The sequence below is a fragment of the Pseudomonas sp. GD04058 genome (assembly GCF_029836855.1).
In the GTDB taxonomy this organism is placed as follows: Bacteria; Pseudomonadota; Gammaproteobacteria; order Pseudomonadales; family Pseudomonadaceae; genus Aquipseudomonas; species Aquipseudomonas bharatica.
The window spans coordinates 104225-125682 of sequence record NZ_JAOECN010000003.1 but is presented as its reverse complement, the minus strand read 5'-3'; the positions used below and the strand labels follow the sequence as shown (position 1 = coordinate 125682).

The following is a 21458-nucleotide window of genomic DNA, read 5'->3' as shown; positions in this document are numbered from 1 at the left end:
CTTGCCCCGTTCATTTCGATGAGCGGGGCTTTTGTGTATCAAGGCATGTGTATCAAGGCATAATGCGCGACTAATTCGCATTCCCAGAAACATTCCCAGGTGGTCGATGTGCTGAAAAAGACGCTGTTCCAATTGCACTGGTTCTTCGGCATCACCGCCGGGCTGGTGCTCGCGCTGATGGGCATCACCGGCGCAGCGTACTCGTTCCAGGATGAAATCCTCCGGGCCATCAACCCGCAGGTGCTCAAGGTCCAGGTGCGCGAAGGCGGCGTGCTGGCGCCGGCCGAGCTGGTGCGGCGGGTCGAGGAAACCGAAGGCAAGAAGGTCTCGATGATCTGGGTCGAGACCAAGAGTGACGCCGCCGCGCGAATCTTCTTCACTCCGCCGCCGGGCGAGCGGCGTGGCCAGCTGCGCTATGTCGATCCTTATACCGGCGCCTTCCAGGGCGACGTAGTGGGCCAGGACTTTTTCAACCTGATGCTCAACCTGCACCGCTTCCTGACCCTCGGCGACACCGGCCGGCAGATCACCGGCGCCTGCACCCTGGTCCTGGTGTTCTTCTGCCTGTCCGGGCTGTATCTGCGCTGGCCGCGCCAGGCGCTGAACTGGCGCACTTGGCTGACCCTCGACTGGGCGAAAAAAGGCCGTGCCTTCAACTGGGACCTGCATGCAGTGTTCGGCACCTGGTGCCTGCTGTTCTACCTGCTGTTCGCCCTGACCGGATTGTTCTGGTCCTACGAATGGTACCGCGAAGGGCTGAGCCGGCTGCTGGCGGACAAACCGCCTGCTGGCCAGCAGCAACAGAAACGCGAAGGCCGTGGCGGCCACCGCGGCCCGCCCAAGGCCGACCCGAACGCCCCGGCGCTGGTGGTGGACTACGACGCCATCTGGGCCAGCCTGCAAAAAGCCGCCGGCCCCGGCTTGACCGCTTATAACCTGCGCCTGCCAGCGGCAGGCGGACAGCCGGCGATGCTCTTCTACCTGCTGGACGACGCAGCTCACGAACGCGCCCTCAACACCCTGACCATCGACCCGGCCAACGGCCAGGTGAAACGCCAGGAGGTGTACAACGACAAGTCGTTCAAGGCGCAATTGCTGACCAGCATCTATGCCCTGCACGTAGGCAGCTATTGGGGCCTGCCGGGTCGCATCATCCTGACCATCGCCAGCCTGGGCATGCCGCTGTTCTTCGTCACCGGCTGGCTGCTGTACCTCGACCGTCGCCGCAAGAAGCGCCAGATCCGTGCCGCGCGCAGCGGCCTGGCCCAGGGAAGCGACGAGGCCGGCGGCTGGCTGGTGGGCTTCGCCAGCCAGAGCGGTTTCGCCGAGCAACTGGCCTGGCAAAGCGCCCGGCAATTGCAGGCGGCCGGCCTCCCCGTGCGTGTGCAAGCGCTGGCGTCGCTGAGCGAGGACGACCTGCGTCAGGCCGGACGGGCGCTGTTCGTGGTCAGCACCTTCGGCGACGGCGAGGCCCCGGACAGTGCCCGAGGATTCGAACGCAAGGTGCTGGGCCAGGCATTGTCGCTGCAAGGGCTGAACTACTCGTTGCTGGCCCTCGGCGATCGCCAGTATCCGCATTTCTGCGGCTTCGGTCGGCGCCTGCATGCCTGGCTCGGCGAGCGTGGCGCCCATGCCCGCTTCGCCCCGGTGGAGGTGGACAGCGCCGATCCGCTGGCGCTGCAACGCTGGCAGCAGCAACTGGCGGAACTCAGCGGCAGTGCCGTGATGCCGGCCTGGCAAGCGCCAGGGTTCGCCCCATGGAAATTGAACCGCCGCGAACTGCTCAATCCCGGGAGCCAGGGGCAACCGGTATTCCTGCTGGGCCTGACCCCGCCGATGCCGTGCCAATGGGAAGCGGGCGATCTGGTGGAAATCCTGCCGCGCCAGGCCCCTGGAAGCGTGGAGCGTTTCCTTCACGGCCTCGGCTTGGACGGCAACACCCAGGTGCAACTGGATGGCCTGAGCGAATCACTGTCCGCCGCCCTCGCCGCCCGGCAACTGCCGGTCAGCCGTGAACACCTGGTCGGGCTGCACGCCCAGGCCTTGGTGGATGCGTTGATCCCCATCGATGCGCGGGAATACTCGATCGCGTCGATCGCCGCCGATGGTGTGCTGGAGCTGATTGTGCGCCAGGAGCGACACGCCGATGGCAGCCTCGGGTTGGGTTCGGGCTGGCTGACCGAGCACCTGGCGCCGGGCAGCACCGTCGGGCTGCGCCTGCGTCGCAACAGCGGTTTCCATCTGCCGGCAGACGCCGCGCCGATGATCCTGATCGGCAACGGTACCGGCCTGGCCGGGCTGCGCAGTTTGCTCAAGGCGCGAATCGCTGCCGGTGAGCAGCGCAACTGGCTGCTGTTCGGCGAGCGCAATGAGGCCCATGACTTCCATTGCCGGGACGAGCTGCAAGGCTGGCTGGTCACTGGCGACCTGGCGCGCCTGGACCTGGCGTTCTCGCGGGACCAGGCGGAGAAGGTATATGTGCAGGACCTGTTGCTGCAGCGGGGCGATGAACTGAAGCGCTGGCTGGCCGACGGCGCGGCGATCTATATCTGCGGCAGTTTGCAGGGGATGGCTGGCGGCGTGGATGCGGCGCTCAACGGGTTGCTCGGTGAGGCGGCTGTGGAAGAGTTGATCGAGCTGGGGCGCTATCGCCGGGACGTCTACTGAGTATTCGAGGGCCTCATCGCTGGCAAGCCAGCTCCCACAGGGATTTGTGGGAGCTGGCTTGCCAGCGATAGGGCCCTCGGGAACTCAGTGAAGCTCAAAGGTATCGGCATCCAGGTTCGCCGGAAAACGCGTCCGGTAGGCCGCCAGGTCCGCCGAACTCAGCACCACGGTAAACACCCCGTCCGCTTCCCCCGCACTCAGCAGGCTTTCACCCTGGAAATCCAGCACCTGGCTGTCGCCGCTATAGGCGAAGCCCTTGCCGTCCGTGCCGACCCGGTTCACCGCCGCCACGTAGCACAGGTTCTCGATGCCCCGCGCCGGCAGCAATCGGTTCCAGTGCTGGCGGCGCGCCGCCGGCCAGTTGGCGGTGTACAGCAGCAGGTCGGTGTCCTGGGCGTCGCGGCTCCACACCGGGAAACGCAGGTCGTAGCAGATCAGCGGACGGATCCGCCAGCCCTTGAGTTCGAACTGCACCTGGCGCTCGCCCGGGGTGTAGTGCTTGTGCTCGCCGGCCATGCGGAACAGGTGGCGCTTGTCGTAGTGCAGGATCTCGCCGTCCGGACGCGCCCAGAGCAGGCGATTGCGGTGGCTGCCGTCGGCGGCCTGGATGATCACGCTGCCGGTGATCACTGCATCGAGGCGCCTGGCCTGGGCTTTGAGCCAGGCGTAGGTGGGGCCGTTTTCCGGCTCGGCGAGGCGTTCGGACTCCATGGAGAAACCGGTGGTGAACATCTCCGGCAGGATCACCAGGTCAGCGCCTTTGGCCTGGTCCAGCAAGGCTTCGAAGTGCTCGTAATTGCCCTGGCGGTCCTGCCAGACCAGGCTGGTCTGGACCAGGGCAACGCTCAGGTTGGGCAGATTGCTCAGATCGCGCATAGTTTTTCCGCTGCCTCGCGCAGCGTCTCCTCGCGTTTGGCGAAACACAGGCGCACCAGGCGCTGCTCGGGAATGGGTTGCTGGTAGAACACCGACACAGGGATCGTCGCCACGCCATGCTCGCGGGTCAGCCACAGGGCCATGTCGACATCATTGAGGTCAGGGCGGATGGCCGAATAGTCCACCAGTTGGAAATAGGTGCCCGCCGAACGCTTGAAGCTGAAACGGGACGGGCCAAGCAGATCGCAGAACAGGTCGCGCTTGGCCTGGTAGAAGGCCGGCAACTGCTCGATATGCTCGGGATGTTCGGCCATGAAGTCGGCCAGCGCCCACTGCAGCGGGGTCACGCCGCAGAAATTGACGTACTGGTGGACCTTGCGCAGTTCGCCGCTCAGTGCCGGCGGCGCAACGACGTAACCGGTTTTCCAGCCGGTGACGTGGTAGGTCTTGCCGAACGAGCTGACCACGAACGCCCGCGGGTACAGGGCTTCATGGCTCAGCACGCTGGCATGGGCGACGCCGTCGAACACCAGGTGTTCGTAGACTTCGTCGCTGATCAGGTAGATATCGCGGTCGGCGATCAGGGCCGCCAGTTGATCGAGGTCGGCACGGGTGATCAGCGCGCCGCTGGGGTTGTGCGGCGAGTTGATGATGACCATGCGCGTGCGCGGGCCCAGGGCATCGCTGAACGTCTGCCAGTCGATACTGAAATCCACCGGGTCCAGTTGCACATGCACGCAACGGCCACCGGCCAGTTCCACCGCGGGTTCGTAGCTGTCGTAGCTGGGGTCGAAGACGATGACTTCATCACCGCTGCGGATCACCGCCTGGATGGCGCAGAAGATGCCTTCGGTAGCCCCGGGAACGATGGTCACTTCATGGTCGGCATCGACACCGACGCCGTAATGCCGGGCGATCTTGGCCGCAACCTGCTGGCGCAACGCGGGCAGGCCGGTCATCGGCGAATACTGGTTATGCCCGGCGCTGACATGCCGTCCCACCGCATCGAGCAGGGCCTGCGGGCCATTGAAATCCGGGAAACCCTGGGACAGGTTCAACGCCCCGGTCTGCACCGCGAGCTGAGACATGGTAGTGAAGATGGTCGTGCCGACATTCGGCAGCTTGCTGCTGATCATGAAGCCCTCTTTCCTGCGGACCCGGCCCAGGCACGGTAAGCCGTCGAGCATAGCGGATCGGACAGTCAGGAAAAAGGTTGAAACACAAGGCCGGCGGCGCGGGTGCAAGCCCGCGCCGCCGCGAGATTACTTGCGCTTGTCCTTGCGCTTCTTCTCGGCCTTCTTGTGGTGCGACATCAACCGGCGCTTCTTGTTGACCTGGCGGTCGGTGAGGGTGTTCTTGTTACCCTCGAACGGGTTGTCGCTGCCCTTGTACTCGATGCGGATCGGCGTACCGACCAGCTTGAGCACGCGGCGGTAGGTGTTTTCCAGGTAACGCGAGTACGAGCGCGGTACCTTCTCCACCTGGTTGCCGTGAATCACGATGATCGGCGGGTTGGCGCCACCAAGGTGGGCGTAGCGCAGCTTGATGCGACGGCCGTTGACCATCGGCGGCTGGTGCTCGCTGACCGCGTCTTCGAGGATCTGGGTCAGGCGGCTGGTGGGCCAGCGAGTGACCGCCGACTTGAAGGAGTTCTGCACCGACTGGTACAGGTTGCCCACGCCGGTGCCGTGCAGCGCCGAAATGAAGTGGATGTCGGCGAAGTCGACGAAGAACAGCCGGCGTTCCAGCTCGGTCTTCACGTAGTCGCGCTCGCTCGGCTGCATGCCGTCCCACTTGTTCAGGGCGATGACGATGGCGCGACCGGCTTCCAGTGCGAAGCCCAGCAGGTTGAGGTCATGATCGACCACGCCTTCCCGGGCATCCATGACGAAGATCACCACGTTGGCGTCCTTGATCGCCTGGAGCGTCTTCACCACCGAGAACTTTTCGACTTCCTCGTGGATCTTGCCGCGCTTGCGCACGCCGGCGGTGTCGATCAGGGTGTACTTCTCTTCATTGCGCTCGAAGGGAATGTAGATACTGTCGCGGGTGGTGCCGGGCTGGTCGTAGACCACCACGCGCTCTTCGCCGAGCATGCGGTTGACCAGGGTCGACTTGCCGACGTTGGGCCGACCGATGATGGCGATCTTGATGCCGTCCTTCTCGCTCGGGCCGGGAATGCGCGTGGCTTCCTCGCCTTCGGCGACGTTCTCGTCGAGGGACTCTTCTTCCTGGTCGCGCGGCACGTCACCGAGCACCGTCTCCATCAGGGCATTGATGCCGCGGCCTTGCGAACCGGCAACCGGAATGGCGTTGCCCATGCCCATGGGGGCGAATTCGGCGCGGGCGGTGTCCGGATCGATGTTGTCGATCTTGTTCGCCACCAGGAACGACTGCTTGTTCCGCTTGCGCAGGTGCTCGGCAATCATCTGGTCGGCGGCGGTCAGGCCGGCACGGGCATCGACCAGGAACAGCACATAGTCGGCTTCTTCGATGGCCATGAGCGACTGCTCGGCCATTTTCTCGTCCATGCCCGCCTCGTCACCGGTGATACCGCCGGTGTCGATCAGGATGTAGGAACGGCCCTGCCAGCGCGCTTCGCCGTACTGGCGGTCGCGGGTCAGGCCCGAGAGGTCGCCGACGATGGCGTCGCGAGTCTTGGTCAGGCGGTTGAACATGGTGGACTTGCCGACGTTCGGGCGACCCACCAGGGCGATTACGGGAACCATGCGGCTCTCCATTGGGTAAATTCAAGAAATACAAAGGCCGCTGCGAGGCAGCGGCCGAAGTTGCGGGCAACGTCTCTCGACGTCGCGGCCCGGGGCCCGAAAGCCCCAAGCATAGACTTACTTGATGGTCAGCGCCTCGAGCGTACCGCTGTTGCCAAACACGTAGATCATGTTGCCTTCGACCAGCGGACGGGCACGCAGGCCATCGCTGTCGATGCACTCGCGACCGACGAAACGACCGTCCACCTGGCTGAGCAGGTGCAGGTAGCCTTCGAAGTCACCGACCGCCACGTAGCTGGAGAAGACTTCCGGCGCCGACAGTTGACGGCGGGCCATCTGGTCGTTGCTCCACAGTGCCGAGGACGAACGCTCGTCGATGCCTTCGACGGTGCCCGAGGCCTCGCTCACGTAGACGTTGCCGAAGCCCTGGGCCACACCGGTGTAGCTGGAGGCATCACGCTGCCACAGCACCCGGCCGGACTCCAGGTCCAGGCCGGCGACGCGGCCCTGGTAGGTGGCGACGTACAGGGTGCCGCCGGACAGCAGCAGGCCGCCGTCGATGTCGACCACGCGGTCCAGCTCCGAACGACCCTGCGGGATGGCAACGCGTTGCTCCCACACAGGTACGCCGTTGCTGGTGTCCAGGGCGATTACCTTGCCGCTGGACAGGCCGGCCACCGCCAGGCGGTTGGTCACGATCGGCGCACCGGTACCGCGCAGGGTCAGGACCGCAGGCGTGCTGTCGTAGATCCAGCGACGGTCGCCAGTGGCGGCGTCGAGGCCGATCAGGCGGTCGTCCTGGGTCTGCACGACCACCACGTCACCGTTGGTGGCCGGCGGGGCCAGCACTTCGCTGGTCACCCGGGCAGTCCATTTCTGCTCGCCGGTGCTGGAGTCGAGGGCGATCACCTCGCCCTTGAGGGTGCCCAGCAGGACCATGCCGTAGCCCACGCCGACGGCGCCGGAGACCGGTTTTTCCAGGTCCTTCTTCCAGATCACGTCGCCGTTCATGCGATTGAGCGACATGACCACGCCGGTCACGTCGGACGCGTAGATGCGGTCGTTCTCGATGGCCGGAACCAGCATGTTGTAAGTTTCGCCCTGACCGTCACCGATCGAGCGGCTCCACTGCTTCTGCAAGACCACCTCTTCGGTGAACTTGGTCAGCTCGGCCGGAGGCAGTTCCTTCTTGCTGTTGCTGCTGCAACCCGCGGCCAGGATGGCCAGGGTCAGCACTGCTGCATGTTTCCAACCGATCACGTCACGCATCCCCTTTGGCCAGGTCGTCGAGCTTGAGTTGCAGGCCACCTACCGCGTCGTCATCCGACAGCGCGGCCTTGGCCTTTTCATATGCAGCATGCGCCTCGTCGGCACGGCCCAGTTGCACCAGCAGGTCGCCCTTGAGCTCCTCGCGGGTGGCAACGAACGCCTTGTCGGCGTCGCCGTCGAGCAGTTTCAGGGCCTCCTCGGCCTTGTTCTGCGCACCCAGCACGCGCGCCAGGCGCTGGCGGGAAATCTCGCCAAGGGTCGCGTCGGCCGGCTTGTCGTAGATGCTCTTCAGCTCGGCGGCAGCGTCGTCCAGCTTGCCGCTGTCCACCGCTACCTTGGCGACGAACAGGCTGCCGTACTGGGCGTAGGCGGTTCCACCGAACTCGCTTTTCAGCTTGCCCGACAGCTCGGCGACCTTGGCCGTGTCCGGCGTGCCGGTCGGCGTCAGGGTGGTTTCCAGCAGAGCCTGGTAAAGGTTCGAGGCGCCTTGCGACTGGTTGTTCTGGTACTTGTGCCAGGCCTGCCAGCCAAACACCGCCACCAAGGCCAGCAGACCGCCAGTTACCAGTGGCTTGCCGTTACGCTCCCACCAGTCCTTGAACGCGGCCAGTTGTTCATCATCGGTACTCGACACCCCAATACTCCTTTCGACAATTCGGTCAGTGGGCGCTTACGCCTGCGCGAGGGAAGCTTCCAGGTGCTCGGCCAGAGCATCCCAGGCAATGTTTTGTTGTTCACCCTGACCACGCAGGGGTTTGAAACCTACCACTTGTTGCGCCAGTTCGTCCTCTCCGAGGATCAGGGCGTACAGGGCATTGCTCTTGTCGGCCTTCTTGAACTGGCTCTTGAAACTGCCGCCACCGGCATTGACCTGCAGGCGCAGCCCCGGCAGGCGGTCGCGCAGGCGCTCGCTCAGTTGCAGGCCGGCCAGCTCGGCGGCGTCACCGAAGGCGCAGAGATAGACGTCGATCTGGCGGGAAATCGATTCCGGCACCAGTTCGAGGGTTTCCAGCAGCAGGATCAGGCGCTCGATGCCCATGGCAAAACCGACGCCCGGGGTCGGCTTGCCGCCCATCTGCTCGACCAGGCCGTCGTAGCGGCCACCGGCGCAGACGGTGCCCTGGGCGCCGAGCTTGTCGGTGACCCACTCGAACACGGTCTTGCTGTAGTAGTCGAGGCCGCGCACCAGCTTGGTGTTGATCACGTACGGAATGCCGGCGGCATCGAGGCGGGCCTTGAGGCCTTCGAAGTGCACGCGGGACGCTTCGTCCAGGTAGTCTTCCAGCTTCGGCGCGCCGACCAGGGCGGCCTGGGTGCCGGCGTCCTTGCTGTCGAGGATGCGCAGCGGGTTGCTCTTCAGGCGGCGCTGGCTGTCTTCGTCCAGTTGGTCAAGGCGGGCGGACAGGAACTCCACCAGGGCGTCGCGGTAGCGGGCCCGGGCCTCGCTGGTACCCAGGCTGTTCAGCTCCAGGGTGACGGCGTCGCGCAGGCCCAGCAGGCCCCACAGGCGCCAGGTCAGGGCGATCAGCTCGGCATCGATGTCCGGCCCCTCGAGGTTGAACACCTCGATGCCGATCTGGTTGAACTGGCGATAACGGCCTTTCTGCGGGCGCTCGTGGCGGAACATCTGGCCGATGTACCAGAGTTTCTGCACTTCGCCGTTGCCGCTGATGCCGTGCTCCAGCACCGCACGCACGCAGGACGCGGTGCCTTCCGGGCGCAGGGTCAGGGAGTCGCCGTTGCGGTCGGTGAAGGTGTACATCTCTTTTTCGACGATGTCGGTCACTTCACCGATGGAGCGCTTGAACAGCTCGGTGAATTCGACGATCGGCATGCGGATCTGGCGGTAGCCATAGGTGTCCAGCAGGCCCGCCACGGTGCTTTCGAAGTAGCGCCACAGGGGCGTCTGCTCGGGCAGGATGTCGTTCATGCCACGGATGGCTTGCAGCGATTTGCTCACGAAAGGTCCTTAACGAAATCTGTAGCGGTCAACCGCGGGCAATCAGTGCCGCGTCGGCCTCGGCCTTCTCGGCCGCTTTCTGGCGGATGAGCCTCTCGAGGTCGTCCACCAGGTTGTCATTGGTCAGCTTCTGTGCCGGCTTGCCGTCGATGTAGACCAGGTTCGGCGTGCCGCCGGTCAGGCCGACATGGGCTTCCTTGGCTTCGCCAGGGCCGTTGACCACGCAGCCGATCACCGCGACATCCATGGGCACCAGCAGGTCTTCCAGACGGCCTTCCAGCTCGTTCATGGTCTTGACCACATCGAAGTTCTGCCGCGAGCAGCTCGGGCAGGCGATGAAGTTGATGCCGCGGGAACGCAGGTGCAGCGACTTGAGGATGTCGTAGCCGACCTTCACTTCCTCGACCGGGTCGGCCGCCAGCGAGATGCGGATAGTATCGCCAATCCCGTCGGCGAGCAGCATACCGAGGCCGACCGCCGATTTCACCGTGCCCGAACGCAGGCCGCCGGCTTCGGTGATACCCAGGTGCAAGGGCTGGACAATCTGCTTGGCCAGCAGCCGGTAGGCTTCGACGGCCATGAACACGTCGGAGGCCTTCACGCTGACCTTGAAGTCCTGGAAATCAAGACGATCGAGGTGCTCCACGTGACGCAGCGCCGACTCCACCAGCGCGGCCGGGGTCGGTTCGCCGTACTTCTTCTGCAGGTCCTTTTCCAGCGAGCCTGCGTTGACGCCGATGCGGATCGGGATGCCACGGTCGCGGGCGGCATCGACCACCGCGCGCACACGGTCTTCGCGGCCGATGTTGCCCGGATTGATGCGCAGGCAATCGACGCCCAGTTCGGCGACGCGCAGGGCGATGCGGTAGTCGAAGTGGATATCGGCGACCAGCGGCACGCTGACCTGCTGCTTGATGCGACCGAAGGCCTCGGCGGCGTCCATGTCCGGGACCGAGACGCGGACAATGTCCACGCCGGCATCGATCAACCGGTTGATCTGCGCCACGGTGGCGGCGACATCGTTGGTGTCGGTGTTGGTCATGCTCTGGACGGCGATGGGAGCATCGCCGCCGACAGGTACGTTACCCACCCAGATTTTCCGGGATTCGCGACGCTTGATCGGAGATTCGCCGTGCATGAGTTACTGCCCCAACTTCAGGCGAGCGGTCTCGCCACTGGTGAACGGTGCGATATCGACGGCCTGGCCGTTGTAGCTGACCTGCGCACCGCGGGCCACGCCCAGGCGCACGGCGAACGGCGGCTTGCCAGCGAGCTCGAGGTTTTCGCCCTTGCGCTTAATACCGCTGTAGAGGAGCTTGCCGTTGCCGTCGGTAACCGAGGTCCAGCAATCGGCGGTGAACTGGATGCTGACCTGGCCGTTGCCTGCAACAGGTGCTGCCGGTACGGCAGGTGCGGGAGTGGCAGGTGCTGGAGTGGCCGGCACGGCGGGCGCGGGTACGGTTGCCGCCGGAGCGACAGGCGTGGCCGGTGCCGGGGTGGCCGCAGCATGGGCGGCCGGCGCAGTGGCGGCTGCCGGAGCGGCCGGCGCGGCGGTTGCGGCTGGCGTGCTGGTCACCGGCGCCGCCGGGGCTTGCGATGCGGTTTCGCCTGCCGGCGCTGGCTCGGTGACCGGAGCAACGGTTTCAGGCTGCTGCGCCTCGGTCACGGCCTGGTCTTCAGGCTCGTCCAGCGGGTGAATCTGGGTAGTGCCGTCGGCGCTTTCCACTTCAATGTGTTCCGGCGCGGCGCTGAACAGGTCCCTGGTGGCGTTCGCGCTCTGGTCTTTCCACCAGACGAAACCACCGCCAATGACCACCACCAGCAACAGCAGGCTGACGATGCGCAGGATGTTGTGGGACAGGCGCACCGGCTCCTCGATGCGCCCGAGGGCGTGCACGTCGCTGCCCTGGGCATGGGTGCCGGTGCACAGGTCGAAGGCCTGGACCAGGGCGGCCTGGTCCATGTCGAGCAGTTTGGCGTAGGCGCGGATATAGCCGCGGGCGAAGGTATGCCCCGGCAGCTTGTCGAAGGCGCCGGCCTCGAGGTTGTTCAGGGAACTCACGGTCAGGTTGAGCTTGCGGGCCACTTCGGCCTGCGACCAGCCCCGGCTTTCACGGGCCTGGCGCAGGGTCTCACCGGGATTTTCGCGAGTCGCTGCTGCTGCTTCGGGATGCGCCGCTTTCATCATTGCTCCGACAGGTATTGCTGATATTCCGGCGTACCGGGATAAAGTCGTTGTAATTGCAGGCCCAGTTCGGCGGCCTTGTTTCGTTCATCGAAGACGGTCGCCAGGCGATTGCCGAGCAACAGGCTGCGGGCGCTCGGTTCACTCAGCCGGCTGTGCCGGTCGTAGAACTCGCGAGCTGGCACATAATGCCTGTCTTCGTAAGACATCTCAGCCATTTCCAGCAATGCACGCGGCTGCTGGCGGTTGAGACGCAAAGCCTTTTCCAGGTATTCCCGCGCCTGGTCGCGCTGGCCCATGCGCAGGGCCGTCAGCCCGAGGTTCTCGAACACCCGGGACCGCTCAGGATACAGGGTATCGGCCGAAGCCTGGCGAAACATCTGCTGCGCCTTGGCATATTGCCCCTGGGCGTAGAGAAAACTGCCGTAGTTGTTACGGATTCGCGCATCGTGGGGGCTGGCCGACAGGGCCTGGCGGAAGTGCCGGTCGGCCAGCCCGGTTTCGCCTTCACGCTGGAACACCAGGGCCAGGGCCGCATTGACCTCGGCGTCGTTGCCGCCCAGGTCGAGGGCCTGTTTCAAGGGAACCTTGGCGCGCTCGGTATAGCCTTGCTGCAGATAACCCAACCCCAACTGCACGTAGGCCTGGCGGGCCTCGTCGCGCCTTGCCTGCGGGCCGGGACCGCCGTAGCTGACGCAGCCGCTCAGCAGCGTCGTCAGCAGAACAAGCGGCAGCGCGGCGCGCAGGGTCATGGCCGCCCTCGTCTCAGTTGCCCGCCACGCCGCTGGAATCGGCGTCGGCGTTCAGTTGCCGCACGGCGATGTAGCGCTCACTGCGACGGGTACGGTCCATTACCTGGCCGACCAGCTGACCGCACGCGGCGTCGATGTCCTCGCCGCGGGTGGTGCGCACGGTCACGTTGTAGCCGGCGTTGTGCATGTAGTCCTGGAAACGGCGGATCGCATTGTTGCTCGGCCGCTCGTAACCGGAATGCGGGAACGGGTTGAACGGGATCAGGTTGATCTTGCACGGAACGTCCTTCAACAGTTCGGCCATTTCCTTCGCATGTTCGAGCTGGTCGTTGACGTCCTTGAGCAGGGTGTACTCGATGGTCAGCACGCGCTTCTCGCCGAGTTCCGACATGTAGCGCATGCAGGAGTCGAGGACGACCTTGAGCGGGTACTTCTTGTTGATCGGCACCAGTTCGTTGCGCAGCGCGTCGTTCGGCGCGTGCAGCGAGAGGGCCAGGGAGACGTCGATGTGCTTGGCCAGCTCATCGATCATCGGCACCACGCCGGAGGTGGACAGGGTCACCCGGCGCTTGGAGATGCCATAGCCGAGGTCGTCCATCATCAGGTGCATGGCGGCGACCACGTTGTCGAAGTTCAGCAGCGGCTCGCCCATGCCCATCATCACCACGTTGGTGATGGCGCGGTCGATGGTGGCCGGTACGGAGCCGAACGACTTGTTGGCAATCCACACCTGGCCGATGACTTCGGCGGCGGTGAGGTTGCTGTTGAATCCTTGCTTGCCGGTGGAGCAGAAACTGCAGTCCAGGGCGCAACCGGCCTGGGACGATACGCACAACGTACCGCGCTTGCCCTGGGGGATGTAGACGGTTTCGACGCAACTGCCGGAGGCCACGCGCACGACCCATTTGCGGGTACCGTCCGCGGAGATGTCCTCGCTGACCACTTCGGGCCCGCGGATCTCGGCGCAGTTCTTGAGCTTTTCGCGCAACGCCTTGCCGACGTTGGTCATGGCGTCGAAATCATCGACGCCAAAGTGGTGAATCCACTTCATTACCTGACCGGCACGGAAGCGCTTCTCCCCTATCGAGTCGAAGAACTTTTCCATTTCCGGCTGGGTCAGCCCCAACAGGTTAGTCTTGCCAGTAGATGTCGTCATGGATTCACCCTCACCCGAAAGCCTTGGCTTAGCGAGTGGTTACCTCGGTAGCTGCGAAGAAGTAGGCGATTTCGCGAGCGGCAGCGGCTTCGGAGTCCGAACCGTGGACGGCGTTGGCGTCGATGGACTCGGCGAAGTCGGCGCGGATGGTGCCTGGAGCAGCTTCTTTAGGGTTGGTAGCGCCCATCAGCTCACGGTTGCGAGCGATGGCGTTCTCGCCTTCCAGAACCTGGACAACGACCGGACCGGAAGTCATGAAGGCAACCAGGTCACCGAAGAAACCGCGCTCCTTGTGCTCGGCGTAGAAGCCTTCGGCCTCGGCCTTGGACAGTTGCTTGATTTTCGAGGCGACGATTTTCAGGCCGGCGTCTTCGAAGCGGGTGGTGATCTTGCCGATCACGTTCTTGGCAACGGCGTCAGGCTTGATGATCGAGAAAGTACGTTGAACAGCCATGGTGTAACTCCAGAAACAGTAAGTGATGCGAAAAATTAAACCCGCGAATTATACGCGGGTTCAGGGGGATTGCCTAACCTGCCGAGTGCGCTCAGTCGGCTTCTTCGATCCAGGCGGCCTGGATGGCTTCCAGGACCTTCTCGCCACCGCGTGCCGGATCGTCGTTGAAGTCTGGCAATGCCAGCACCCAGCGGTGCAGATCGACGAAATTCACGTAACGAGGATCGACTTCCGGCTTGCTTTCGGCAAGCTGGATGGCGATTTCAAGTACATCAATCCATTTCAGGCTCATGTCGGGCTCCAGGATCAATGCGGCGCTTCGGCGGCGTGGTTGAGCGAATACTTGGGAATCTCGATGGTCAGGTCCTGGTCACCGACCTTGACCTGGCAGGCCAGGCGCGACTGCGCTTCCAGGCCCCAGGCCTTGTCCAGCATGTCTTCTTCCAGCTCGTCGGCTTCCTCGACCGAGTCGAAGCCCTTGCGCACGATGCAGTGGCAGGTGGTGCAGGCGCACACGCCGCCGCAGGCGCTTTCGATCTCGATGTGATGGTCATGGGCCAGTTCGAGAATGGACGTCCCCGGCGCCGCCTCGACGGTCAGGCCATCCGGGCAGAACTTCTCGTGGGGCAGAAATGTAACCTGCGGCATCAGTTATCCTCGATCTCATTCAGGTTGCGCCCGGCCAGTGCGGCTTTGACCGTCGAATCAAGACGCCGGGCGGCAAAGGCATCGGTCACCTGCGACAGACGCTTGGTCTGCTGCTCGATGGCCGCGCCATCGGTGCCGTTCATCAAATCACGCAAGTCTTGCATCTGTTGTTCGATCGCAGCGCGCTCTTCGGCGTCCAGCAGGCGCTCGCCGTCGGCGTCGAGGGCGCCCTGCACCGCTTCGAGCAGGCGTTCGGCATCCACCTGGTGCTCGCGCAACTGCCGTGCGGCCTTGTCGTTGCCGGCGTGCTCGAAAGAGTCCTTGAGCATGCGGGCGATCTCGCCATCGGTCAGGCCGTACGACGGCTTGACCTGGATGCTCGATTCCACGCCCGAACCCAGCTCCCGCGCCGAAACGCTGAGCAGGCCATCGGCATCGACCTGGAAGGTCACGCGGATCTTCGCCGCGCCGGCGACCATGGCCGGGATGCCGCGCAATTCGAAGCGCGCCAGGGAACGGCAGTCGCTGATCAGCTCGCGCTCACCCTGGAGCACGTGGATCATCATTGCCGACTGGCCGTCCTTGTAGGTGGTGAACTCCTGGGCACGGGCAACCGGGATGGTGGTGTTGCGCGGAATCACCTTCTCCATCAGCCCGCCCATGGTCTCCAGCCCCAGCGACAGCGGAATCACGTCCAGCAACAGCAGTTCGCCGCCATCACGCTGGTTGCCGGCCAGGGTGTCGGCCTGGATCGCGGCGCCGATGGCAACCACCTGGTCCGGGTCGATATCGGTCAGCGGCTGGCGGCCGAACAGCTCGCCAACGGCGCTGCGCACGCGCGGGACACGGGTCGAACCACCGACCATGACCACGGCACTGACCTCTTCCAGCTCGACACCGCTGTCGCGCACCGCGCGGCGGCAGGCCTTGAGGCTGCGGGCGATCATCGGCTCGATCAGCGCATCGAAGGCGGCGCGGGTCAGCTCGGCCTGCCAGTCGCCGTAGCTGACGGTGACGGCTTCGGCGTCGGTCAGCGCTTCCTTGGCCGCGCAGGCGGTCTCCAGGAGGCGGCGCTGGGCGCTCGGGTCGAGATCGGAGGACAGGCCAGCGGATTCCATGATCCAGGTGGCGATGGCGTAGTCGAAGTCATCGCCGCCCAGAGCAGTATCGCCACCGGTGGCCAGCACTTCGAAGACCCCGCCAGTCAGGCGCAGGATGGAAATATCGAAGGTGCCGCCGCCCAGGTCGTAGATGGCCACCACGCCTTCGGCGTTCTGGTCCAGGCCATAGGCCACGGCCGCAGCGGTGGGCTCGTTGAGCAGGCGCAGCACGTTCAACCCGGCCAGGCGCGCGGCGTCCTTGGTGGCTTGGCGCTGGGCGTCGTCGAAATAGGCCGGCACGGTGATCACTGCACCGACCAACTCGCCGCCGAGGGTCGCTTCGGCACGCTGGCGCAGTACCTTGAGGATGTCGGCCGAGACTTCCACCGGGCTCTTCGGCCCCTGGACAGTCTCGATGAACGGCATGTGCGACTCGCCGCCAACGAAGCGGTACGGCAGTTGCTCGCCCAGTTGCTTGACGTCCGCCAGGCCACGCCCCATCAGGCGCTTGACCGAAAGGATGGTGTTCAGCGGATCGGCCGACGCCGCATCGCGGGCGCTGTGGCCGACATCGATGTGATCGGCGTGGTAGCGCACCGCGGACGGCAGGATCACCCGGCCTTCGGCATCGGGCAACGGAGCGGAAAGACCACTGCGCAGGGCAGCGACCAGCGAGTTGGTGGTGCCAAGGTCGATACCCACGGCCAGGCGACGCTGGTGGGGTTGAGGGCTCTGACCGGGTTCGGCGATCTGCAGTAGGGCCATGCTTATCTGAATACCAAAGGTGCCGCCAGCGGCGACACCGGGTTAATCGTCGAGGCGCTCTTCCAGCTGGCGCACTTCATAGGCGAGCTTGTCGAGGAACTGCATGCGGCGCATCAGGCGCTCGGCCTGGTCACGCTGCGCGGCATCGTTCCAGCACGCGGCGAACTCCTCGTTGAGGGCTTCCTGGGCGACCTTCAGGCGACGCTTGAAGGCGGCGACACCGTCGAGGTCGGCACTGTCCTGGAGATCCTCGAGCTCTTCGCGCCATTGCATCTGCTGGAAGAGAAACTCGGGATCGTGGACCGTGACTTCCTGCGGCACTTCGTGACCGCTGATCGCCAACAGGTAACGCGCCCGACGGGGCGCGCTCTTGAGGGTCTGGTAGGCCTCGTTGAGGCCGGCGGAACGCTCCAGCGCCAGGCGCTGTTCGCGCTCGCTGGCGTCGGCGAAGCGGTCCGGATGCACCGCGCGGGCCAGCTCGCGGTAGCGAGTGGCCAGCTGGTCCAGGTCCAGACGGAAGTCCGGTTGCAGGTCAAACAGGGCGAAATGACAAGGAGTACCCACGCGCAGCCTCAAACGTTGAAGCTTTCGCCGCAGCCACACTCACCGCGCACGTTGGGGTTGTTGAACTTGAAGCCTTCGTTCAACCCTTCCTTGACGAAGTCCAGCTCGGTGCCGTCGAGGTAGACCAGGCTTTTCGGGTCGATGATGACCTTCATGCCGTGGCTTTCGAAGACCTGGTCTTCGGCATTCGGCTCGTCGACGAATTCCAGCACGTAGGCCAGACCGGAGCAGCCGGTAGTACGGACGCCCAGGCGAATGCCGTCACCTTTGCCGCGTCCTTCGAGGGAGCGCCGCACATGGTTGGCGGCGGCTTCTGTCATGCTGATAGCCATCGGGACTCCTTGACCTGCAACAGGCGGGTTAGATCAAACCTTTCTTCTGCTTGTAATCGCGAACGGCCGCCTTGATGGCGTCCTCGGCGAGTACCGAGCAGTGGATCTTCACCGGCGGCAGGGCCAGTTCTTCGGCCAGCTGGGTGTTCTTGATGGTTTCGGCTTCGTCCAGGGTCTTGCCCTTCATCCACTCGGTGGCGAGGGAGCTGGAAGCGATGGCCGAACCGCAGCCGTAGGTCTTGAACTTGGCGTCTTCGATGACGCCCTGCTCGTTGACCTTGATCTGCAGGCGCATCACGTCGCCGCACGCCGGAGCGCCGACCATGCCGGTGCCGACATCCGGATCCTCGGCGTTCATCTTGCCGACGTTACGCGGGTTTTCGTAGTGGTCGATGACCTTTTCACTGTATGCCATGGTGCAATTCCTTCCTCATCAGGGAGCCGCTCTTGCTGGCGACTACTTAGTGCGCAGCCCACTCGATCTTGGAGATGTCGACGCCGTCTTTGTACATGTCCCACAGCGGCGACAATTCGCGCAGCTTGGTAACGGCCTCGCAGACTTTCTGCGCGGCGTAGTCGATTTCTTCTTCGGTGGTGAAGCGGCCGAAGGTGAAACGGATCGAGCTGTGCGCCAGCTCGTCGTTGCGGCCCAGGGCGCGCAGGACGTAGGACGGCTCGAGGGATGCCGAAGTACAGGCGGAACCGGACGACACGGCCAGGTCCTTGAGCGCCATGATCAGCGACTCGCCTTCGACATAGTTGAAGCTCAGGTTCAGGTTGTGCGGGATACGCGAAGTCAGGCTGCCGTTGACGTACAGCTCTTCCAGGCCTTGTACCTGCTTGAAGAAGCGATCGCTCAGGGCCTTGATGCGCACGTTCTCGCTGGCCATCAGTTCCTTCGCCACCGCGAAGGCTTCGCCCATGCCGACGATCTGGTGGGTAGCCAGGGTGCCGGAGCGCATGCCGCGCTCGTGACCGCCGCCGTGCATCGCCGCTTCCAGGCGTACGCGAGGCTTGCGGCTGACGTACAGCGCGCCGATGCCTTTGGGGCCGTAGGTCTTGTGGGCGGAGAACGACATCAGGTCGACTTTCAGCTTCTGCAGGTCGATCTCGACCTTGCCGGTGGACTGGGCCGCATCGACATGGAACAGCACGCCGCGGGAGCGGGTCAGCTCGCCGATGGCCGCGATGTCGTTGATGGTGCCGATCTCGTTGTTCACGTGCATGACCGAAACCAGGATGGTGTCTTCACGCAGCGCGGCTTCGACCAGCGCCGGAGTGATCAGGCCGTCTTCGCCCGGTTCCAGGTAGGTGACTTCGAAGCCTTCGCGCTCGAGCTGGCGAGTGCTGTCCAGGACCGCCTTGTGCTCGATCTTGGAGGTGATGATGTGCTTGCCCTTGGAGCCGTAGAAGTGCGCAACGCCCTTCAGCGCCAGGTTGTCGGATTCGGTGGCACCGCTGGTCCAGACGATTTCGCGTGGATCGGCGTTGACCAGGTCGGCCACCTGGCGGCGCGCGTTCTCGACCGCTTCTTCAGCCTTCCAGCCGAAGACGTGGGAGCGCGAGGCCGGGTTACCGAAGTTCCCGTCGACCAACAGGCATTCGCTCATCTTCTGGGCGACGCGTGGGTCGACCGGAGTGGTCGCGGAATAATCGAGGTAGATCGGCAACTTCATTGAATATCTCCTATCAGGCAGGCACGTCGCTCGTTCGACACGGTCAATCGACGGCGGACGTTTCAATCTTGTCCAGTGGGGCGCGGCCAGCGACGCGGCGCTGGTCCTGACGCAGGGCGACTTCCTGGACTTCACGGCGGGTCACGAGGTCGGCCAGGCTGATTCCGCTGAGGAATTCATGGATCCGGGCACTGAGATCACACCACAGATGGTGGGTCAGGCAGGTGTCACCGGCATGGCAATCGCCGAGCCCCTGGCAACGGGTGGCATCGACCGATTCGTTGACCGCATCGATCACCTGGGCCACCTGGATGCTTTCCATCACCCGCGAGAGCTGGTAGCCGCCACCCGGGCCGCGCACGCTGGAAACCAGGTTGCTGCGGCGCAGCTTGGCGAACAGCTGCTCCAGATAGGAAAGGGAAATGCCTTGGCGCTCGGAGATGTCGGCCAGGGAGACCGGCCCATTTTGCGCGTGCAGTGCCAGGTCGAGCATGGCAGTCACGGCGTATCGGCCTTTAGTAGTCAGTCGCATGGCTATTTGATACCACGGGGGTTACGGGATGTGTGCGAGTATGCGATTCCCGAGCATTTAAGTCAACTATAAGACCTAGTGCTTTAGTCGGGATTGCGCCTGAACGGCGGCGCAGATCATAGCAAAGTCGGGGCGCGATCACACGCCCCGATTTGCCCGGCGGGCCGTCAATGCGCGGGCGCGTCGCTGCGCAGCTCGCCCTTGACGCAAGCGAAGTCTTCTTCGTGCAGGGCCGGCAGCTCCGTGGCGCGATAGTCGCTACCGAGCCTGGTCAGGGCGCCGCACATGTCCTCCAGGCGTCCATCCACCGCCTGCAGATGATCGAGCAACTGACCGATGGCGCGGGCCACCGGGTCGGGCATGTCCTCGCTGACGCCGTAGGCATCGAAACCGATCTTCTCGGCGATGGCCTTGCGCCGGGCCTCCTGCTCGCCATCGGTCTTGACGATGATCCGCCCGGGGATACCCACCGCCGTGGCGCCAGCCGGCACCGCCTTGGTCACCACCGCGTTGGAGCCGATCTTGGCCCCGGCCCCGACGGTAAACGGCCCGAGCACCTTGGCCCCGGCGCCGACCACCACGCCATCTTCCAGGGTCGGGTGGCGCTTGCCCTTGTTCCAGCTGGTGCCACCCAGGGTCACGCCCTGGTAGAGGGTGACGTCGTCGCCGATCTCGGCGGTTTCGCCGATGACGATGCCCATGCCGTGGTCGATGAAGAACCGCCGGCCGACCTTGGCCCCCGGGTGAATCTCGATGCCGGTCAGCCAGCGCCCGAAGTTGGACACCAGGCGGGCCAGCCATTTCCAGTCCTTTTTCCACAGGCAATGCGCCGCGCGGTGCAGCCAGATCGCGTGCATGCCCGGATAGCAGGTCAGCACCTCAAAGGCATTGCGTGCCGCCGGGTCACGGTGGAAAACGCTTTGGATATCTTCACGCAGACGCTCGAACATTTACTGATCCTTCCGCTTATGCGCATCGCCCCGGGCCGCTTTCTGGGTTTCGGTGAGGATGCCGCGCAAAATACTCATTTCCGAACGATTCACCGCACTGCGCCCGAACAGGCGACGCAGACGCGGCATCAGGTGCTTGGGCTTGGCCGGATCGAGGAACCCGATCTGCACCAGGGTGCTTTCCAGGTGTCCGTAGAACCGCTCCATCTCGTCCATGGTGGCCAGTTCCTCGACCACTTCGTCCTTGTCCGTTTTCACCGCCTGCGGCTCGCGGGCCAGCCAGGCAGTACGAACCTCGTAGCTCAGCACCTGCACCGCCGCCGCCAGGTTCAGCGAGCTGAAGTCCGGGTTGGAGGGGATATGCACGTGGTAGTGACATCGCTGCAGCTCTTCGTTGGTCAGGCCGGCGTGTTCACGACCGAAGACCAGCGCCACCTCCTCGCCCTGCGCGGCGCGGGCGACGGACTCACTGCCGCATTCACGGGGATCGAGCATCGGCCAGGGCAGGCTGCGACTGCGGGCGCTGGTGCCGACCACCAGGGTGCAGCCGACCAGGGCCTCTTCCAGGGACGCGACGACCTGCGCGGACGCCAGCACATCATCGGCGCCGGAGGCCCGGGCGCTGGCCTCGGGAGAAGGGAAATCCGCCGGATTCACCAGCACGAGGCGCGACAGTCCCATGTTCTTCATGGCACGCGCAGCCCCGCCGATATTCCCGGGATGACTGGTACAGACCAGAACGACACGAATATTTTGCAGCACGTCAGGCGCTCACAGACATGAAATCAGGGGGGAGCAAATCTTACAGAAGCGACCGGCGTAACGCTACGTAAGCAAATGTTG

At 64.4% G+C, this 21458-nt stretch carries 22 protein-coding genes; 1 reads left to right on the top strand and 21 read right to left on the bottom strand.

Annotated elements, in window-relative coordinates:
- Window positions 1–108 precede the first annotated feature (108 nt).
- The gene (locus N7650_RS04040; protein ID WP_279897182.1) at window positions 109–2667 is read left to right on the top strand and encodes a sulfite reductase flavoprotein subunit alpha; all 2559 of its coding nucleotides are present in this window, start codon (window positions 109–111) and stop codon (window positions 2665–2667) included.
- An 84-nt stretch (window positions 2668–2751) separates the two neighbouring features.
- On the opposite strand, the gene N7650_RS04035 is transcribed toward N7650_RS04040, so the two are convergent.
- The 21 genes from N7650_RS04035 to trmJ form a co-directional block, all read right to left on the bottom strand.
- A complete protein-coding gene (locus N7650_RS04035) occupies window positions 2752–3543 on the bottom strand; it encodes an amidohydrolase (protein ID WP_009398532.1) in 792 nt (263 codons plus the stop codon).
- A complete protein-coding gene (locus tag N7650_RS04030; RefSeq protein ID WP_279897181.1) occupies window positions 3531–4679 on the bottom strand; it encodes a pyridoxal phosphate-dependent aminotransferase in 1149 nt (382 codons plus the stop codon). The genes N7650_RS04035 and N7650_RS04030 overlap by 13 nt, the downstream gene beginning before the upstream one ends.
- A gap of 126 nt (window positions 4680–4805) precedes the next feature.
- Window positions 4806–6272 (bottom strand): ribosome biogenesis GTPase Der, encoded by a 1467-nt coding sequence (gene der, locus N7650_RS04025; protein WP_009398529.1) that lies wholly within the window; start codon window positions 6270–6272, stop codon window positions 4806–4808.
- Between the two features lie 117 nt (window positions 6273–6389).
- Window positions 6390–7541, bottom strand: coding sequence for an outer membrane protein assembly factor BamB (bamB, locus tag N7650_RS04020; RefSeq protein WP_279897180.1), 1152 nt, complete (start codon window positions 7539–7541; stop codon window positions 6390–6392).
- Window positions 7534–8175 (bottom strand): YfgM family protein, encoded by a 642-nt coding sequence (locus tag N7650_RS04015; protein WP_009398526.1) that lies wholly within the window; start codon window positions 8173–8175, stop codon window positions 7534–7536. The genes bamB and N7650_RS04015 overlap by 8 nt, the downstream gene beginning before the upstream one ends.
- Window positions 8176–8211: 36 nt before the next feature.
- Window positions 8212–9501 (bottom strand): histidine--tRNA ligase, encoded by a 1290-nt coding sequence (gene hisS, locus N7650_RS04010; protein ID WP_279897179.1) that lies wholly within the window; start codon window positions 9499–9501, stop codon window positions 8212–8214.
- Between the two features lie 28 nt (window positions 9502–9529).
- Window positions 9530–10639 (bottom strand): flavodoxin-dependent (E)-4-hydroxy-3-methylbut-2-enyl-diphosphate synthase, encoded by a 1110-nt coding sequence (ispG, locus tag N7650_RS04005; RefSeq protein ID WP_009398523.1) that lies wholly within the window; start codon window positions 10637–10639, stop codon window positions 9530–9532.
- A gap of 3 nt (window positions 10640–10642) precedes the next feature.
- Window positions 10643–11686 carry a RodZ domain-containing protein gene (locus N7650_RS04000; RefSeq protein ID WP_279897178.1) on the bottom strand — a complete coding sequence of 348 codons (1044 nt, stop codon included), beginning with the start codon at window positions 11684–11686 and terminating at the stop codon, window positions 10643–10645.
- A complete protein-coding gene (gene pilW / locus N7650_RS03995) occupies window positions 11686–12438 on the bottom strand; it encodes a type IV pilus biogenesis/stability protein PilW (RefSeq protein ID WP_009398521.1) in 753 nt (250 codons plus the stop codon). Before pilW ends, N7650_RS04000 begins: the two co-directional genes overlap by 1 nt.
- 13 nt (window positions 12439–12451) lie before the next feature.
- Entirely contained in the window at window positions 12452–13594 is a 1143-nt protein-coding gene (rlmN, locus tag N7650_RS03990; protein ID WP_009398518.1) for a 23S rRNA (adenine(2503)-C(2))-methyltransferase RlmN, read from the bottom strand.
- Between the two features lie 28 nt (window positions 13595–13622).
- A complete protein-coding gene (gene ndk / locus N7650_RS03985) occupies window positions 13623–14048 on the bottom strand; it encodes a nucleoside-diphosphate kinase (protein WP_009398515.1) in 426 nt (141 codons plus the stop codon).
- A 91-nt stretch (window positions 14049–14139) separates the two neighbouring features.
- Entirely contained in the window at window positions 14140–14340 is a 201-nt protein-coding gene (gene iscX / locus N7650_RS03980) for a Fe-S cluster assembly protein IscX (protein ID WP_009398514.1), read from the bottom strand.
- 14 nt (window positions 14341–14354) lie between these two features.
- Window positions 14355–14696, bottom strand: a complete 342-nt coding sequence (gene fdx, locus N7650_RS03975; protein WP_009398512.1) for an ISC system 2Fe-2S type ferredoxin — start codon at window positions 14694–14696, stop codon at window positions 14355–14357.
- Window positions 14696–16561: a Fe-S protein assembly chaperone HscA gene (gene hscA, locus N7650_RS03970; RefSeq protein ID WP_279897177.1), complete on the bottom strand. Its 1866-nt coding sequence runs from the start codon at window positions 16559–16561 to the stop codon at window positions 14696–14698. Before hscA ends, fdx begins: the two co-directional genes overlap by 1 nt.
- Window positions 16562–16603: 42 nt before the next feature.
- Window positions 16604–17125, bottom strand: coding sequence for a co-chaperone HscB (gene hscB, locus N7650_RS03965; RefSeq protein WP_009398509.1), 522 nt, complete (start codon window positions 17123–17125; stop codon window positions 16604–16606).
- Window positions 17126–17133: 8 nt separating this feature from the next.
- Window positions 17134–17457, bottom strand: coding sequence for an iron-sulfur cluster assembly protein IscA (iscA, locus tag N7650_RS03960; RefSeq protein WP_009398508.1), 324 nt, complete (start codon window positions 17455–17457; stop codon window positions 17134–17136).
- 28 nt (window positions 17458–17485) lie between these two features.
- Window positions 17486–17872 (bottom strand): Fe-S cluster assembly scaffold IscU, encoded by a 387-nt coding sequence (gene iscU / locus N7650_RS03955; RefSeq protein WP_003248539.1) that lies wholly within the window; start codon window positions 17870–17872, stop codon window positions 17486–17488.
- Between the two features lie 46 nt (window positions 17873–17918).
- Window positions 17919–19133, bottom strand: a complete 1215-nt coding sequence (locus tag N7650_RS03950) for an IscS subfamily cysteine desulfurase (protein ID WP_009398505.1) — start codon at window positions 19131–19133, stop codon at window positions 17919–17921.
- Between the two features lie 43 nt (window positions 19134–19176).
- Window positions 19177–19665 (bottom strand): Fe-S cluster assembly transcriptional regulator IscR, encoded by a 489-nt coding sequence (gene iscR, locus N7650_RS03945; RefSeq protein WP_009398503.1) that lies wholly within the window; start codon window positions 19663–19665, stop codon window positions 19177–19179.
- A gap of 167 nt (window positions 19666–19832) precedes the next feature.
- The gene (gene cysE, locus N7650_RS03940) at window positions 19833–20615 is read right to left on the bottom strand and encodes a serine O-acetyltransferase (RefSeq protein ID WP_009398501.1); all 783 of its coding nucleotides are present in this window, start codon (window positions 20613–20615) and stop codon (window positions 19833–19835) included.
- The gene (trmJ, locus tag N7650_RS03935) at window positions 20616–21377 is read right to left on the bottom strand and encodes a tRNA (cytosine(32)/uridine(32)-2'-O)-methyltransferase TrmJ (protein WP_009398500.1); all 762 of its coding nucleotides are present in this window, start codon (window positions 21375–21377) and stop codon (window positions 20616–20618) included.
- Window positions 21378–21458: the final 81 nt, after the last annotated feature.